The sequence below is a fragment of the Nocardia carnea NBRC 14403 genome, from assembly GCF_000308515.1.
In the GTDB taxonomy this organism is placed as follows: Bacteria; Actinomycetota; Actinomycetes; order Mycobacteriales; family Mycobacteriaceae; genus Nocardia; species Nocardia carnea.
Map to the genome: position 1 here is coordinate 1 of NZ_BAFV01000035.1, position 15,417 is coordinate 15,417.

Consider the following 15,417-nt stretch of genomic DNA (forward strand, 5'->3'; position numbering starts at 1 on the left):
GATGTTCGCTCCCGTCCACAGCACCGCCGTCGATTTCCCTGTACCTGAGGGACCGGACACGCGAAGGCCGGGACGAGCGACCGCACTGTAGAAGCGAGACCTGGTCAACATCCGGGCCAGGGTCTTGTCGATCCAGACCACGTCGTCGGTGGTATAGACCCGGTCGCGCAGAAGGAAATCGACACGAGAGTCGTCGAATTGCGCGCGCGCCGCGGGGCTCATCACCGACAACTCCGAGAACGTGGCTTGTGGTTTCGGTGCGGGCGGTTTCGCCATTTCGGCACAGTGGTTGAACCACAGCGCCCTATCGGTCGGCGCGACCATGGCGAGGTCTCCTCGAGCTGTCCATGTCGCTCACGGGGGTGGGGTGTCACCGGCCTGCTCGGCCGTATCGGGCAGCAGGATCGGCGCATCTCCACCACGTCCGGGATCGCGCGTCATGTAGGTGTGATCATCGGTCCCGGCCAGCCTTTCGAGCTCGGCCAGATCATCGATCATGGAGAAGAGCTTCTCGCGGATCGGTTCCGGCAGGTCCATCCACTGCAGATCCGCGCTGATGGTGACCGTCCCCAGGTCGGCAAGCGCAGCGGTCTTCGACAGCGCTGCACCGGCTGCGGCCGGCGGGGGCGCCGGTGTCTCCGTTTCCGGCTCGGGCGCGGTGAAGCTCGGCATCACCATGCGGTCCCGCGACGCATTGAGTAGCCCGACAGTTTCCGCACCCGATACCAGTATTCTGCGGGCAGGGACCACCTGTTTGGCGGGAACACCCATCCGCGCCAGATCGGCATCGAGCGCACTGCTGGCCGGCAGTTTGGTGCCGTCGTAGAGTTCGAAGATCGCGGCAAATACCCCGATTCTCATCCACGACTCCACCAGTGCTTTGCCGCGTGTGCGTTCATCGAGTAGGCGGCGACCGAGGTCGGTGATACGGATCGATCCGGCCCCGGCCCGCTCCGTCATTCCGTAATGGTTGCACGACGCCATCCGGTTCCGGAATGCCCCGGAGTTCACCGTTTGTCCCAATCGACCAGCTACCTGTGACAAGGAGGGACACATTCCGTCCTGACTGGCGGACACAAGAGTCTGCAAAGCGGTGCCGATCGGGACACGGGGGATCCCCTCGGCGCGGCCCTCCTCGCGACTCGATGCCTCGACCTCGTCGAGCTCCTCGATGCTGACGGCCATGAAGACTCCTCTCCAACAGACAAGGCCCAGCTGCTAGCTCTCCCGATCGGCAAATATCTGTTCTTCGATTATCCGCGCCTGGCCGGCCGAACAACGAAACAATCCGGCCGCATCCGGTGGATACGATGGACGCGCCGCTATCCACCGGTGACTTCTCCTGTGTGCAGGAGACCTAATCGCATTTCCGCTCGGCCGATTGACCGGGTTCGTCGGGTTTTGCCAGGCAGCAATGTGACCCAGTGACCGTCTGTGCGGGCACAGGACGGGCCTCACAGCCTTGCGCTCGAGATCCCACCGGGGTCATGCGCGAATCGAACGTATCGGCGGGCCGACGGTACTGCCGGCGCCGTCACCGCCGCGGCATCTTCCGCGCGCGGAACTGGTTCCCGGAACCCACGGGTGGGCGCACTGCAACAGAGGGCACAACGTCAGAATTTGTTGATACAAACATCGTCCGATCGGCACCGATGCCAGCGTTCACCGATAGAACCAGTTCACCCGTCTGGCCAGGTCAAATGGTGCACCGGCACCAGTAATTGGTATTCTTCGATCGTGAATGAGAGCTCGTCTGAGCTAGAGGCGTTGAGGGCCGCCCTCGCAGCAGGTGAGGGCAGTGGCCCGTCTGCCGAATTCGATTTCGAACGCCGCATCGAAGAGTTGACCGCACAGGCAGCCGATGCCGGTCTGATCGACGATTTCCTGGCTGGACGGTTGGTCCGCAGTGGCGAACCGGCCGATGTGTCCGAGCTGCCCGTTCCCGGCGGGCCGTCGCGATAGGCGCTGCTTCAGACTTGGGCCAGGCAGGCGGGCCAGGGCCCCTTCGAAGATGGCGAACCTATCGGTCGACTGTAGGGGTGGATGCCCGATCAGGTCGGCGACGACGTTTGCCTTGAGACCAGTGACCAGTGGGCCTGTCGGCGTTACATGACCGATATGACCGGCGAATTCAGCGACCAAGTTGCCGCTGTAGCGGCAACTGGCGCTGAAACGGAGTCCATGACTCCGGAGCAGCTGATGGCCGCAGCTTATCGTTCGGAGTTCACCGACGTGCCGCTCGACATCGCCCTGGCTCCTGATACCGATGCCGACCGCAAACCAGAGATGCGGCCGCGACGAGTGGCGATGCCCGGCGAACTGGACGTGAGATGCCAGATTCGGGCGAGTGATCTGCAGTTGAGCCGGTCGGCCTAAATTCGCCAGTTGATCGAGCAGGACCTGCGAACCGCCTATGAAGGGCAGCAGAACAAGCTGCCGTGACCTCGATACATATTGCTCTCGACCCAATCGCTGGAGGCACGCCACGCTAACCGAACACGACGGCAGGCGATAGCCCTGGCAACTCACGGCTTCGTCGGTGAAGACCTGCGAATAGCGATAGTTCGGACAATGGAGGCCAACTACCAATAGTCCGAGTTCTGGTGTCCGGTATTGTCGGCCGCCGTCGAGTTCGCCTCCCCTTCGGTGGCAGGCCGTTCGGGAAAAGGACATGTTCCGTGGCCAACAGAAGAACCATATTTCCCGAACGTGACACTCCCGCAAGGCGGGTGTTTTTAACGAGCTGGTGGCGCATTTCGGTGGCTGGATGCCAGCTCAGCCAAGAGCGCGAAGTAACTGGTTGCCGGCGTCCCGCCCCGCTTAAGGCTCGCGCATGGTGGATGAGGCCATACCTCGAGAATACGTAGCGATGTAGGGGCGCCTGCTGTTCGCCGACCACAACGGGCAGAGGGCTGCGCAGCGCGTAAGCCCGATCATGAAGTGACTGAAAGTGGCGGGTCAGAAGCCGACGGTGGTCAGCCTGGGTGCCCGTTACGGGCGCTTTCTCGACGAACAACCCCAGGGCGACAGCAGGCTGCATTTCAGCGTGACGGGCTGTCGGTGATCGGGGGACAGCCGGTGACGCGGTCTATATTTCACCGGAGATTGTCGAGGAGGTGCTGATCGCCGCGGCGGGCGGCGCCCCCTGTGTTGGGGACTCGATGCTCGCGCTGCGGGTAGGGCTCTACGGTAACGGGACGCTCCAGCACAGCGTGGTTCCTCGGTCGGGTCGTGCGGTGATGGTGAACTTGCCACCGCCCTGCTCTGCTCGGGCTGCCATGTTGGCCAGGCCGCTGTGGCGTTCCGGGCTTTCGGGGATGCCGATGCCGTCGTCGGTGACCTCCACGGTGACATCGTCGCCGATATCGAGTTCGACCGCGACACTGGTGGCGTTCGCATGGTGGACGACGTTGCTGACTGCTTCGCGAATGACGGCTTCGACGTCGTCGGTCAGTGGATCCATCAATACGGTGGCAGGGCCACTGACTCTTACGGTGGTGCGCAATCCGGTGTCTGCGGTCAGTTCCGCGATCACCGAGTGCAGGTGTTGGCGGAAGTCGACCGAGCCGGCGTCGGGGCCATTGTGCAGGTCGAAGATGGAGTGGCGGATGTCTTGGATGATCGCCTGGACGTCCTCGATCGTGTCCCCGAGTCGTGCTTTGACCTCCGGTGAGCGCGCACGCTGGACGGTGCTCTGTAGTGAGAGTCCCACGGCGAAGAGCCGTTGGATGACGTGGTCGTGTAGGTCGCGGGCGATGCGGTCGCGGTCGGCGACGATATCGAGTTCACGCATTCGGCGTTGGCTGTTGGCCAGTTGCAGGGCCAGTGCTGCTTGGTCGGCGATTGCGGTCATCATCGCTTGTTGTTCGGGGTCCAGCGGTTCGGTATCGGCTGGTTGGATGACGCCGAGGATTCCGATGATGGTGCGTTCGACCCGCAGGGGCAGAATCAGGGTGGCGCCGACGTCTGCTTCGAGTTCCGGCAGGTCGTCGTGGCGGCTGTAATCGAGGGTGACTGTTTCGCCGCGCAAGAATGCTTCGGTGGGGGAGCTGGGCATGGGTAGCCGTTGCCGGGCCAGCCGGCCGGCCTCGGCACCGGCCGTGGCGACTACGACCAGTTCCGGAACTTCTTCCACCGGTAGGTCGGTGTCTTCGGGTAGGGCGACGAAGGTGCACGCCGAGCCGGTGAGGGTCAATGCGCGTTCGGCGACGAGGTCGAGCACTTCGTGGGGTTCGCCACCAGTGAGTAGCTCGGTGGCGACGTCTTTGGTGGCTGCGAGCCACTGCTGGCGTACGCGGGATTGTTCGTAGAGGCGGGCGTTTTCGATGGCGATTCCGGCGGCGGCCAACGCCTGGACAACGACCTCGTCGTCTTCGGTGAATTCCTGGCCGTCGGCTTTCTCGGTGAGGTAGAGGTTTCCGAAGACTTCGTCGCGGACCTTCACCGGGACGCCGAGGAAGGTGCGCATCGGCGGGTGGTGAGGTGGGAAGCCGACCGAGGACGGGTGCGCGGACAGGTCGGCGAGCCGGATGGGGGTGGGATGTTCGAACAGCAGGCCGAGGACTCCGCGGCCTTCGGGGAGATTGCCGATCAGGATGCGGGTGTGGTCGTCGATACCTTCGTTGATGAAGGCGGCGAGCTGTTTGGTGGTGCCGGTGTCACGGACACCGAGTGCCCCGTACTGGGCGTCGACGAGCTCGATGGCGGTGTGGACGATCGAGTGCAGCGTGTTGTCCAGATCCAAGCCCGCGGTGATGACCAGCATGGCTTCCATGAGCCGGTCCATGCGGTCGCGGACGTCGACGATCTGGGTGATGCGGTCGCGGAGCTCGTTGAGCAGCTCGCGGAGCTTCAGCTGCGATAACGCTTCCATCACCGGAGCTCGGCCCCGGGCGTCGCCTGGTTCCGCGCCCTGTGCGCCCATAACCCTATTGTTGCACCGGGCAGCCGACGAAGGTCAACTGTGACTCGTCAACGCTTCAATACCGTTTCTGCTGCTGACCGAGCTGGGAGGCCATGACCGCAGCTTGCGTGCGGCGTTCTACTCCCAGCTTGGTCAGCAGCCGTGACACGTAGTTCTTGACCGTTTTCTCGGCGAGATACATCTGTTCGGCGATCTGCCGGTTGGTCAACCCTTCGCCGAGCAACGCCAGCAGGGTGCGTTCTTGTTCGGTCAGGTCGGCCAAGGGGCCGGTCTTCTTCTCGGCGTCGCTGCGCAGCTTGGCCATCAGTGCGGCGGCGGCCCGGTTGTCGAGCAGTGAGCGTCCCGCGCCGACATCGCGGATGGCGTCGATCAGATTGAGACCGGTGACGTCCTTGATGACGTAGCCGCGGGCTCCGGCGAGGATGGCGTCGAGCATCGCCTGTTCGTCGGTGAACGAGGTCAGGATCAGGCAGCGCAGGCCGGGCACGATCGAGAGCAGTTCGCGGCACAGTTCGATGCCGTTGCCGTCGGGCAGCCGGATGTCGAGGACGGCGACATCGGGCTGCAGGGCCGGTATCCGTGCGAGGGCGTGCGACACGCTGTCTGCCTCCCCGATCACATCCATGTCGGATTCGAGGTTGAGCAGTCCTGCGATTCCGCGCCGGACGATTTCGTGGTCGTCGACCAGGAAAACCTTGATCATGACCTCACCTCCTACAGCGATGTCTTCAGACTACGACCGTGCGGGGCATATCGAGCGCACTGTCGCAGCCAGCGCAGCAGGTGTCGGTCCGGTGGTGCGTGACTCAGATGGCTCGCGTTCTCGGCTGCTCAGTCTTGCCGGGGCCTGACCACGAGGATCGGCAGTCGGCCCGACTGCAGAACTGCGGCGCTGGTGGAGCCGAAGACGAGGGTTCCGAGTTCACTGCGGCCGTGGCTGCCGACGACCAATAGTTGCGCGGCTGCTGATTGCTCGAGCAGCGAGCTCGTGGGCGGCCCGGTGTCGAGTACGGTTTGGACCCGGACGTCGGGGTAGCGTTCGCCGAAACCGGCGAGGGCTTGCGCCAGCACCGCCGTAGCAGCCTGCCGGCCGGGCGCGTGGGGAGGCAGAGTAGTGCCGTCGTCGGCGTGTACGGCCAGCAGGTCTACGTCGCGGCGCGCGGCTTCGTCGAATGCTGTGTGGACCGCGGGAGCGCTGTTACCGCTGTGGTCGATGCCGACCGTGACCGGGCGGGTCGACCCGGGTGCCGCGACCGTCGCGCCGGCGGGGACGACCGCCACCGGACAGTGTGCGCGGTGCAGTACCGCCGTGCTGACAGAGCCGGGGTTGCGGCACTGTATCCGGTGGTGGGTGCCGTGATGGCCGACCACGAGTATCCGGGCCTGTGCGGATCGCTCGATCAGAACCGGTATCACGGGGTCGAATGTCACCTCGAGATGGATAGTGGTGGATGGGCGGGCGTGTGGGGCGGTCCGGGCGATGCGGTAGGCCCGGTGGGCGATGGTGTGGCCCCGGTCGCGTAACCACTGTCTGCCGAGGTGGCTCGGTGGCAGCGCCGGGCTGCCGGGGATCGCCATCGAGGTGACGATATGGAGCCGGCAGTGGTGCAGGCCGGCTTCTGCCGCTGCCCAGGCGACTGCGCGGTGCGAGCACGGTGAGCCGTCGACGGCCGCCACGATCTGCGCCGGCGGATATCTCGGTGTGCTCGACGCCGGGTGCACCCTCATGTGCCCCTTCTTCATCGCCGTCCTTCCGTATCGGGGACGAGTAGGACATCGGAGCCGGAACGCAGCAGGACCGCGTGACCGGTGGTTCCCAGCAGCGAGTAGCCGAGCGGGGAATGCCGGCCGGCGCCCAGCACGATCAGATCGGCGCCCAGGCGTTCGGCAGTCGTGGTGATCTGTGGCGCCGGCTGACCCGAATCGATCAGCGTGTGGACAGGCGCGGGCGACAGATCCCGGGCCAACTGCTCGATATGCGGGTGGACGGCCCGGTTACCGGTTTCCCGTAGTTCCCGTACACCCTGCGTATCAGCACCGGGGGCGCGCGGCACGTGTTCGCCGGGGTCGGTTCCGGCGTGGAACAGGGTGTGCTCGGCGGCTGGGGTGAGTGTGGTTCCCGCTCGCGCGGCGTCGGCGGCGATGAGTGAGGAGTCCACCGCGAGTACGACGCTGCGGTATCCGTCCGCGGGTGCGTTCTTGACCACGAGCACCGGGATGCGGCTGCATCGCGCGAGTGTTTCGGCGGTGCCGCCCAGGCGCGCACCGACCGTGGCACCGCGGCCGTGCGCACCGATGACCAGGAGATCGGCCGTGCGGGCAGCGGCTTCTTCGACGATCGCCGAGTTGGTATCGCCGATGCGGATGACGGTGTCGGCGCGGGCGTTGCCGGCGAAACGATCGATATGGGCCCGCAGGCGTAGTTCGGCGGAATCGGTGGTATCCGCCCGCGTCCGGCCGCTCAGTACGTGTATCGCGGTCAGCCGGGCGTGGTGCTCGCGGGCCAGTGCGGCCGCGCGCGCGACCACTCGGCCGGCGGTGTCGGAGAAATCTGTGGCTACGAGTATGTGGGCCGGCGGGGCGCCACCGAGCGGTGGCCGGCGGCGGGCGTGGGCGCGGCGCCGGCGGCGGATACCCAGGCGCCGGATCACTGCCTTTTCCGCTTCCGCGATCAGGAACACCGAGACGCCTACCGCGAGTACCTTCGCCCATTCGATCGCGGTCAGCCCGGCGGATCCGAAGACGGTGTGCATGAACGGGGCGTAGGTGAACAGCAGCTGGAGAACGATGCACGCGCTGATGGCACCCAGGACGTACCGGCTGCCCAGAATCCCTTCGCGGTTGAGCACCGATTCGCTGATGTGGCGGCTGTTGATCAGGTAGAACATCTCGGTCACCACGATGGCGTTCACCGCGATGGTGCGGGCGGTCTCGAGGGTGGTGCCTGCTTCGAGTTCCCAGAGGAACAGGCCGAGCGCACCGGTCATCATCAGGGCGGAGACCAGGGCCACCCGCCAGACGAAGAATCCGGACAGCAGTGATTCCGTGGGTGGCCGGGGCGGTCGCCGCATGACGTCGGGTTCGGTGGGCTCGAATGCCAAAGCCAATCCCAGTGTGCTGACGGTGGCGAGGTTGATCCACAGCACCTGCGCGGGGGTGAGCGGCAGGGTCAGCGAGAACAGGATCGCCGCGATCACGACGAGTGCTTCGCCGCCGTTGGTGGGCAGCATGAACAGGATGAACTTGCGCAGGTTGTCATAGACTCCGCGTCCTTCGCGGACGGCCGCGGCGATCGTGGCGAAGTTGTCGTCGACCAGGATCATGTCGGCGGCTTCCTTGGCGGCCTCGGTACCGCCGCGTCCCATGGCCACGCCCACATCGGCCCGGGCGAGGGCCGGTGAATCGTTCACGCCGTCGCCGGTCATCGCGACGACTTCGCCGTTGTCCTGCAGCGCCTGAACCAGGTCGAGTTTGTGTTCGGGTGAGGTCCGGGCGAAGATTTCGGCTTCCGCGGCGGCGCTGCGCAGCCCGGCGTCGTCGTAGGAGGCGATCTCGTTACCGCTCAACGGTTCCCGGCCGCGACCAAGGCCCATCTGCGCGCCGATTTCGGCGGCGGTGGCGATATGGTCGCCGGTGACCATTTTGACCGTGATACCGGCGCGGTGGCAGTCACGTACCGCCTGGACCGCTTCGGCCCGCGGTGGATCGATGATTCCGACGAGTGCGATCAGCACGAACCCGTCTTCGGTTTCGGCGAGATCGAGTGTTTCACGGGCCTGTGGGCGGTCCCGGTAGGCGATCGCCAGCACCCGCAACCCCTGTGCGGCGGTTTCGGCTATCCGCTCCTGCCAGCAGGCCCGGTCCATCGTGCTCGTGCCACCGGGTTCGAGTTGACCGGTGCACGCGGCCAGTACACGCTCGGGGGCACCCTTGAGATAGATGCGCTGCGCCCCGGCCGTGTCGGCCTCGTGCAAGGTGGCCATGAAACGCCGTTCGGACTCGAACGGGATCACATCCAGGCGCGGCCATGCTTGTTCGGCGTCGTCGCGGTCGAGCCCGGTCTTGGCGCCGAACACCAGCAGTGCGGCCTCGGTCGGGTCGCCCTCGATCTCCCAGGTGCCCTCGGACTCCCGCAGCAGCGCATCGTTGCACAGCACTCCGGCCCGCGCCGCCAGCCGTAACACCGGATCGCCGGCCGGGTCGACGAGACGGCCGTCGGTATCGGTGAGGTCCCCGACCGGTGCGTATCCGACCCCGCCGACGTCGACGGTGTGCCCGGCGGTGACCACTTTCTGCACGGTCATCTCGTTCCGCGTCAATGTGCCGGTCTTATCCGAGCAGATCACGGTGACCGAACCCAGGCTCTCCACCGCAGGCAACCGGCGGATCACGGCATTACGCCGCGCCATCCGCTGCACTCCCAGCGACAAGGTCACCGTCATGATCGCCGGCAGCCCCTCCGGGATGGCCGAAGCGGCGAGCGCGACCACCAGGGTGAACATTTCCGACGGCGGCTCGCCGCGCCAGGCCACGCCGAGAACGAACGCCGCGCCGGCCACGGCGAGGATCACCGCGGCCAGCCAGCGGCCGAACCTGCCGATCTGGCGCAGCAGCGGTGTGGTGGTCCTGCGGATCCCCACCAGCAGCTCGTTGATCCGCCCCAGTTCGGTACCGATGCCGGTCGCGGTCACCACGCCGTCGCCCTGCCCGAACACCACCACCGTGCCCGCGAACGCCGCGCAACGCCGGTCGGCCGGTTCGGCCGCATGATCCACCGCGGCAGCGGTCTTGTGGACCGGCACCGACTCCCCGGTCAAGGCGGCCTCATCGACGCGCAGATCACCGACGTCGATAAGCCGCAGATCCGCTGGGACCCGGTCACCGGACACCACCCGGACCACATCACCGGGCACCAGCTCCGCCGCGGCGATATCGACGATCACCCCGTCCCGGTGCACACGTGCCCGCGGGGCGAGTACCGCACGGATGGCATCGAGCGCGGTTTCGGCGCGGCCCTCCTGGACGAATCCCAGCACCGCATTGACCACGACCGCGCCGAACAGCACTGCGGTATCGATCCAGTGCGCCAGGAACGCCGTGATGACGGCCGCGCCCATCATCACGTAGAGCAGCATGTTGTGGAACTGCCGCAGGAATCGCCACCACCACCGGCTGCGCCTACCGGCGGGTAGCGTATTAGGCCCGTGTTCGGCCAGCCGCCGCGCAGCCTCGGCCGAGCTGAGCCCGGTCGGAGTCGAATCGAGCCGCGCCAGCGTGTCCGTGGCATCGAGCGCATGCCACGCGGGCGTACTCTCGCGTGTCCGGGGCATATCCAGGTCGTCGCTCATCGCATCGCCTACCATCGCCTCCGCTGCCGCGCCCCGCCGGGCGAACATCGGCTTCGATGAGCATCCGCGGGTCCGCGAAAGAAGACAGCTACTCGAAGGAAAGCAGGACAGATCGAGCAGACTCCGGCGCGGCCCGGCGCCCGTCACCGCGGGGCATCCTTCCCATGCGGTCACGCACGGGTGTGTCGCGTGGTACACAGCCAGTTTTTCACCCTCGACGCGACCACGAAATAAGCATTGACACCCATTTCCCGAGGCGAGCCGGATACCGCCGCGTGATTCCGTATCGCAGCGCAAGAGCGGTTCGCTGCCGGTGCAGTTGGGAATCGGAGCAGCTATCGGAGGTCACCGCGACCGGGGTCCTCGTGCCCTACGCGGGCCGGGGATGCTGCGCGAAGCTGGTGCGCAGCAGGAAAAGAATCCATCCGGAGGACGCGCCATGGAGCAGGGACTGCCCGACGACGGTACGGTCGCGACTGCGCTGGCGCAGGCCGAGCGGGCGCCGTCGATCCACAACACCCAGCCGTGGCGGTGGCGTGTCGGTGACCGGTCGGTCCACCTGTACTTGGATCCGAACCGGGCGCTCACCGCAACCGATCCCGATCGGCGTGATCTGGTGATCAGCTGCGGCGCCGCGCTGCATCATCTCTGTGTCGCTTTCGCGGCGCTGGAATGGTCGGCCGTGGTGCACCGGTTACCGAATCCGGACGATCCCGGACACCTGGCTGCGGTCGAGCTGGTGCCGCACCGCTCGACACCCCTGGACATCGCACTGTCCTCAGCGATTTCACGTCGGCGATCCGACCGTAGACGCTACAGTTCGTGGCCGATTCCCGCGGGCTACCTGGGGCTGGTGACCGAGCGGGCCGGGGCGCTGGGCGCGACGATCAAACTGGTGTCCGACGGTTCACGCGACCGGCTCACCGACGCGATCCGCAAAGCCGCGGCCTGGCATGCCGCCGACCCGAAGTATCTGTCGGAGCTGGCGATCTGGACCGGCCGGCACGGCGACACCGAGGGGGTGCCGGCCCGCAGCGCTCCACCGGCGAGGCCTGGCGACGAGCTGCCGGCGCGGGCCTTCGCCGCCGCGTCGCTCGAAGATCCCGCCTACGAGCCCGATTACGCCGAGTTGCTCGTCGTGGGTACCTCCGGTGACGATCGACTGTCCCGGCTGCGGGCCGGGGAAGCGTTGAGTTCTGTGCTGCTCACCGCTACCAATATCGGACTGGCGACCTGCCCGATGACCGAGCCCCTCGAGATCCCGAAACTGCGCCGTGACGTGCGCGTCGGTGTGCTCAACAACGTCGCCTACCCGCAGGTCGTCATCAGGATCGGCTGGTCACCGACCAGTGATGCGCCGCTTCCGGCAACCCCTCGCAGATCCGTGACCGAGACCGCAGAGTCGCTGCAGACTCCGATGCCGTAGTGCAGGCGGCGCGCTACCCAGTTCCTCGGTGGTTCGGTGCGCTGCGACTATTGCAGTGGTGGAGTTCGACGAGGTGTTACCCGTAGCCCGGCGATGCGTTTGCCGTCCATGTCGCTGACCGTGAACCGGTGCCCGTCGATGACGACGCCGTCGCCGAGGCCGGGGAGGCGTTGCAGGTGGTGCAGGACGCAGCCGGCGACGGTTTCGTAGGGTCCCTCGGGCAAGCTGATTCCCAAAATCTGCTCGGCGTCTTCGACGACCAGCAGCCCGTCGATGCGATAAGGCACCCGTGACGTAGCCGAATCCGGGTCGTCCTCGGGGAGCGGATCGAATTCGTCGCCGAGCTCGCCGACGATCTCCTCGACGATATCCTCCACGGTGGCGATACCGGCGGTGCCGCCGTACTCGTCGACCACGACCACCAGCTGTGTATTGTCGCGGCGCATCCGCGCCAGCGCGGACAACGCCGATTTCGACGAAGGTAGCGGCAACAGCGGCCGGCACAGCTGCGCGACAGTGGCATGGGCGGATCGGTCGGCGCGCAGCAGATCGCGTAGATGAACGAACCCGACCACATCGTCGAGCGAATCCGCGACCACCGGGAAGCGGCTGTGCCCAAGTTCGATCGCCTGCTCACACGCTTGCGCCACCGGGGTGTCGGCGGAGAGGAAATCCACTTCGGTGCGGGGTTTCATCACCTCGGCAAGATTCCGTTTTCCGGCATCGAAGACCTCGGCCATGATTTCGCGTTCGGCGTCGGGGATGCTGCGATGGCCGGTCAGTAACTCCCGCAACTCGTCGCGGGTCATCTCCTCGCCCTTGTGCCCGGGATCGCCGCCCAGGACGCGAACGAGCGCGTCGGTGGAGACCGACAGCAGCCAGATCACCGGCGATATCACCGTGGCGAACCGATCCAGCGGCGAGGCCGTCGCCAGCGACACCCCCGTGGCACGCTGCAGCGCTATCCGTTTGGGCACCAGCTCACCGAGGATCAACGACAGGTAGGAGATCACTAGCGTGGTAGCGACCAGGGCGACCGCGTTCGTGGTCTCCTCCGACCATCCCCACTGTTGTAGGGCGGGACTGAGATCCGGTGCGATCGTGGAGGCACCGTAGGCGGCGGAGAAGAAGCCGGCGACCGTGACCCCGATCTGTACCGCGGACAAGAACCGATTCGGGTTCCGCGCCAACGCTGCGGTCCGGGCACCGCGGCGGCCGCGCCGGGAAAGGGACTGCAGCTGACTCTCCCGCAGTGACACCAGCGCGATCTCGGCGCCGGCGAACACTCCACCGACCAGGACGAAAATCAGCACCAACACCACGTTGACAAGCGTGTCCACGGTTATCACCACCGCCGGCGGTCACACTGTGGGCCGGGTCTGTCGTGGTCGGTGTCCATATCCTTTCTCCGCACCGGCAATACTCGACGAGCTACCTCCGAGTGTAGTGGACCACCGGAGCGCCGGAACCGAAGCCGATCGTGTTCGCACCAGTCCCATGGTCCCGGCTCCCTCGCGCTCACCCGCTTCCGGTGACAGGCCACCGATCGCGTGGGTCGCCGGGGTGGGCGACGATCATCGGTACTTCGCGCCGGCCTCTTCGATTTCGTGCCGTCGACCCGATCGCAGACGCTACAGTTCGTGGTCGATCCGGGCCGGTTATCCGGGGATCGTGGCCGAGTGAACCGAGGCGCTCGGTGCAATGATCGAACCGGTGACCGACGCCGGCCCGCAGTGCCCCAGCGATACGGGCCGGCGTCTCCTACTGGTTCAATGCGGTCGAGTGGTGCTCGATGGTGTGCAGTGCCGCGGCCAATGCTTCGCGCGTCAGCCGAGCCATCGGTTCCAGCTCCATCGCGGACTCGCCGGCGCCGGTGAGTAGTTCGGGGTCGAGGGCTTCGACCACCGTGTGACCGCACTCGGCACGAACACCGACAGTGCAGGCCAACAACGGCCCGAGGTGGGAGTCGATGGCCAGTACGCGGTGGGCGAGTTGCGGATTGCAGACACCCAGGAGGCGGAACGGCTCGGTCTCGACGCCTGATTCCGCCGACAGTACCGCCTGTAGATCGATATCGGAGAGCACCGTGAAACCCGTGTCGGCCAAGGCTTGCCGCGTCAACGCTACTGTGTGGTCGAAGGTGTCGGTGACCCGGACCGCCAGCTCTTCGGCCACCACGGGAATGCGGATCTCAGTGACCAGGTCGCCCGGGTTGACCGCGGCCTCTGGACCCACCAGATACAGCTCGGTAGGTGGCCCGACCGGCCGGTACCCCGAGTTGCTGAGCCACCGCTGGAGTGCGTCGTAGGCCTGCCCGAGCCGGCTGTAGTCACCACGGTGCACGGTGCGCGCGGTGCGGGTCGGTTCGGTGCGGCGCAGGGTGCACTCGCCGGTGCGGCCCTCACCGGCACCGAAGGTGACCGCGATCCCGAAGTCGACTGCGGTCGGCTCGCCGGAGCCGAAATCGCCGAGGTAGGTCGTCGACGGCGGGCCCACGGTGACGAGGTTGGCGGCGGCAGCGACCTCGAACAATGCCTGCATCCCCGCGCCGATGTCGTCACCGGCGTGGTCGGGGCGCACGATGCGACGCAGTTCCAGGACGGTCTGCGGTTCCGTGCGGTCGACAGTGACATGATTCGACACCGAACTCACCCACCTATCGGGATTGCCGGGCGCGGCGATCGTTTTCCTCGGAGGCCATGTGTTGGGCCCACAGCTTCGCGCGGTCGAATTCTCCTGCGGCCAGCGGTCCGGTCATACCGACAACATAGAAGTCGATCGGACGACGCACGAGCACGAAACCTGCCCGCCGTAGTTGTCTGCCGATCCCCCGGGCTGCGGACCCGGGCAGCCAGCTCGGGCGCTGTAGTTTCGTCGCGAAGGCCGCGGCCCGGGAACCGGTGGCTGCCTGGTGTTCGTCCTCGAGCCACTCGCGGATGCCTGTTGTGCTCTCGTTCGGCCCGAACGGGCCCCGATGCGGTCCGCGGCATCTTGCCGGGTTTGGCGGCGGCTCATTCCGAAGGCGTGGGTCGGCCCTCCGACGACCAGCAGATCGACCGGCGAGTGGCTGTCGGGCGTCGCATCCGCCACGTCCACCACGTCCACCTCGGCATGCTCTTGCAGCCCTCGGGCGATGGCGGTCGCTGCGGCCTCGGTGTTGCCGAATACCGATTCATACACGACGCGTGCACGCATCTGCGGATCTCCTGCCTACTTGTGAACAGCGGCGATACTGTCTCGCTTCTACCGAAGCTACCGGTGCAGACGGCCGGTTCGGCAGTGCCGAATGGTGAAGCTGTGTGGTGACCTTCGGCCACCACACAGAGGTCCCGGGGTGGGCCGGGTCCGAGGACCGGCTGCAAGTGGTGGGCACACAGGCGGTGCCGGGGAGAAGTTACGGATCCGGTGACTTTTGCCCGTCCCGGGCGCGTGAGCTGATCGTTCACTCTGGAGCCGTGCTGGCACGGCTGCTTCCTGGTCTCGCGCAGCTCCATGGCTACCGTAAGGCCTGGCTGCGGGCGGATATCGTCGCCGGTGTCACGGTCGCGGGGTATCTGGTGCCGCAGGTGATGGCCTATGCGACGGTGGCCGGGCTGCCACCGGTGGTGGGGTTGTGGGCGGCGATCGGACCGTTGGTGCTCTATCCGCTGCTGGCGACCTCCCGGCAGCTGTCGGTGGGGCCGGAATCCACCACCGCCGTACTTGCCGCGGTGACGCTG

General features: G+C 66.3%; 13 protein-coding genes and 1 pseudogene. 4 read left to right on the forward strand and 10 right to left on the reverse strand.

Features of this window, described 5'->3' with window-relative positions; genetic code table 11:
* The coding region (locus ON22_RS12200; protein WP_043740082.1) for a hypothetical protein at window positions 1–324 on the reverse strand (324 nt) is incomplete at its 3' end.
* A gap of 30 nt (window positions 325–354) precedes the next feature.
* Window positions 355–960, reverse strand: coding sequence for a hypothetical protein (locus ON22_RS12205; RefSeq protein WP_033247714.1), 606 nt, complete (start codon window positions 958–960; stop codon window positions 355–357).
* Between the two features lie 777 nt (window positions 961–1,737).
* Between ON22_RS12205 and ON22_RS12210 the strand changes: the two genes are divergently transcribed.
* Together ON22_RS12210 and ON22_RS12215 are read left to right on the forward strand one after the other, a co-directional pair.
* Window positions 1,738–1,962 carry a type II toxin-antitoxin system ParD family antitoxin gene (locus ON22_RS12210; protein ID WP_157170410.1) on the forward strand — a complete coding sequence of 75 codons (225 nt, stop codon included), beginning with the start codon at window positions 1,738–1,740 and terminating at the stop codon, window positions 1,960–1,962.
* An 81-nt stretch (window positions 1,963–2,043) separates the two neighbouring features.
* Complete coding sequence (locus tag ON22_RS12215) at window positions 2,044–2,376, forward strand: hypothetical protein (RefSeq protein WP_033247712.1); 333 nt, start codon at window positions 2,044–2,046, stop codon at window positions 2,374–2,376.
* 808 nt (window positions 2,377–3,184) lie between these two features.
* On the opposite strand, the gene ON22_RS12220 is transcribed toward ON22_RS12215, so the two are convergent.
* The 5 genes and pseudogenes from ON22_RS12220 to ON22_RS12235 form a co-directional block, all read right to left on the reverse strand.
* Window positions 3,185–4,924 carry a sensor histidine kinase gene (locus ON22_RS12220; protein ID WP_033247711.1) on the reverse strand — a complete coding sequence of 580 codons (1,740 nt, stop codon included), beginning with the start codon at window positions 4,922–4,924 and terminating at the stop codon, window positions 3,185–3,187.
* A 55-nt stretch (window positions 4,925–4,979) separates the two neighbouring features.
* A complete protein-coding gene (locus ON22_RS12225) occupies window positions 4,980–5,627 on the reverse strand; it encodes a response regulator transcription factor (RefSeq protein WP_033247710.1) in 648 nt (215 codons plus the stop codon).
* Between the two features lie 128 nt (window positions 5,628–5,755).
* Window positions 5,756–6,652, reverse strand: a complete 897-nt coding sequence (locus ON22_RS12230; protein WP_033247719.1) for a universal stress protein — start codon at window positions 6,650–6,652, stop codon at window positions 5,756–5,758.
* Window positions 6,653–6,663: 11 nt separating this feature from the next.
* Window positions 6,664–7,575, reverse strand: a complete 912-nt coding sequence (locus ON22_RS37935; protein WP_269322880.1) for a universal stress protein — start codon at window positions 7,573–7,575, stop codon at window positions 6,664–6,666.
* A pseudogene (locus tag ON22_RS12235) lies at window positions 7,549–10,254 on the reverse strand (cation-transporting P-type ATPase); the annotation flags it as partial. The pseudogene ON22_RS12235 and the gene ON22_RS37935, both read right to left, overlap by 27 nt.
* A gap of 457 nt (window positions 10,255–10,711) precedes the next feature.
* Between ON22_RS12235 and ON22_RS12240 the strand changes: the two are divergent.
* Complete coding sequence (locus tag ON22_RS12240; protein WP_033247709.1) at window positions 10,712–11,698, forward strand: Acg family FMN-binding oxidoreductase; 987 nt, start codon at window positions 10,712–10,714, stop codon at window positions 11,696–11,698.
* Between the two features lie 47 nt (window positions 11,699–11,745).
* On the opposite strand, the gene ON22_RS12245 is transcribed toward ON22_RS12240, so the two are convergent.
* From ON22_RS12245 to ON22_RS38515, 3 genes are all read right to left on the reverse strand, one after another.
* Window positions 11,746–13,044: a hemolysin family protein gene (locus ON22_RS12245; protein ID WP_033247717.1), complete on the reverse strand. Its 1,299-nt coding sequence runs from the start codon at window positions 13,042–13,044 to the stop codon at window positions 11,746–11,748.
* 415 nt (window positions 13,045–13,459) lie between these two features.
* The gene (locus ON22_RS35650; protein ID WP_231508800.1) at window positions 13,460–14,341 is read right to left on the reverse strand and encodes a DUF302 domain-containing protein; all 882 of its coding nucleotides are present in this window, start codon (window positions 14,339–14,341) and stop codon (window positions 13,460–13,462) included.
* A gap of 111 nt (window positions 14,342–14,452) precedes the next feature.
* Entirely contained in the window at window positions 14,453–14,893 is a 441-nt protein-coding gene (locus ON22_RS38515; RefSeq protein ID WP_197039756.1) for a flavodoxin family protein, read from the reverse strand.
* Between the two features lie 260 nt (window positions 14,894–15,153).
* Here ON22_RS38515 and ON22_RS12260 point away from each other — a divergent pair.
* Window positions 15,154–15,417 (forward strand): SulP family inorganic anion transporter (locus ON22_RS12260; RefSeq protein WP_033247707.1); only part of this gene is annotated, 264 nt, incomplete at its 3' end.

Bases quoted from the DNA above. Each gene is read 5' to 3' on its own strand.
- ON22_RS12205 (WP_033247714.1), bottom strand. From the start codon at position 960: ATGACGGAGCGGGCCGGGGCCGGATCGATCCGTATCACCGACCTCGGT.
- ON22_RS12215 (WP_033247712.1), top strand. From the start codon at position 2,044: ATGCCCGATCAGGTCGGCGACGACGTTTGCCTTGAGACCAGTGACCAG.
- ON22_RS12220 (WP_033247711.1), bottom strand. From the start codon at position 4,924: ATGGGCGCACAGGGCGCGGAACCAGGCGACGCCCGGGGCCGAGCTCCG.
- ON22_RS12225 (WP_033247710.1), bottom strand. From the start codon at position 5,627: ATGATCAAGGTTTTCCTGGTCGACGACCACGAAATCGTCCGGCGCGGA.
- ON22_RS12230 (WP_033247719.1), bottom strand. From the start codon at position 6,652: ATGAGGGTGCACCCGGCGTCGAGCACACCGAGATATCCGCCGGCGCAG.
- ON22_RS12240 (WP_033247709.1), top strand. From the start codon at position 10,712: ATGGAGCAGGGACTGCCCGACGACGGTACGGTCGCGACTGCGCTGGCG.
- ON22_RS38515 (WP_197039756.1), bottom strand. From the start codon at position 14,893: ATGCGTGCACGCGTCGTGTATGAATCGGTATTCGGCAACACCGAGGCC.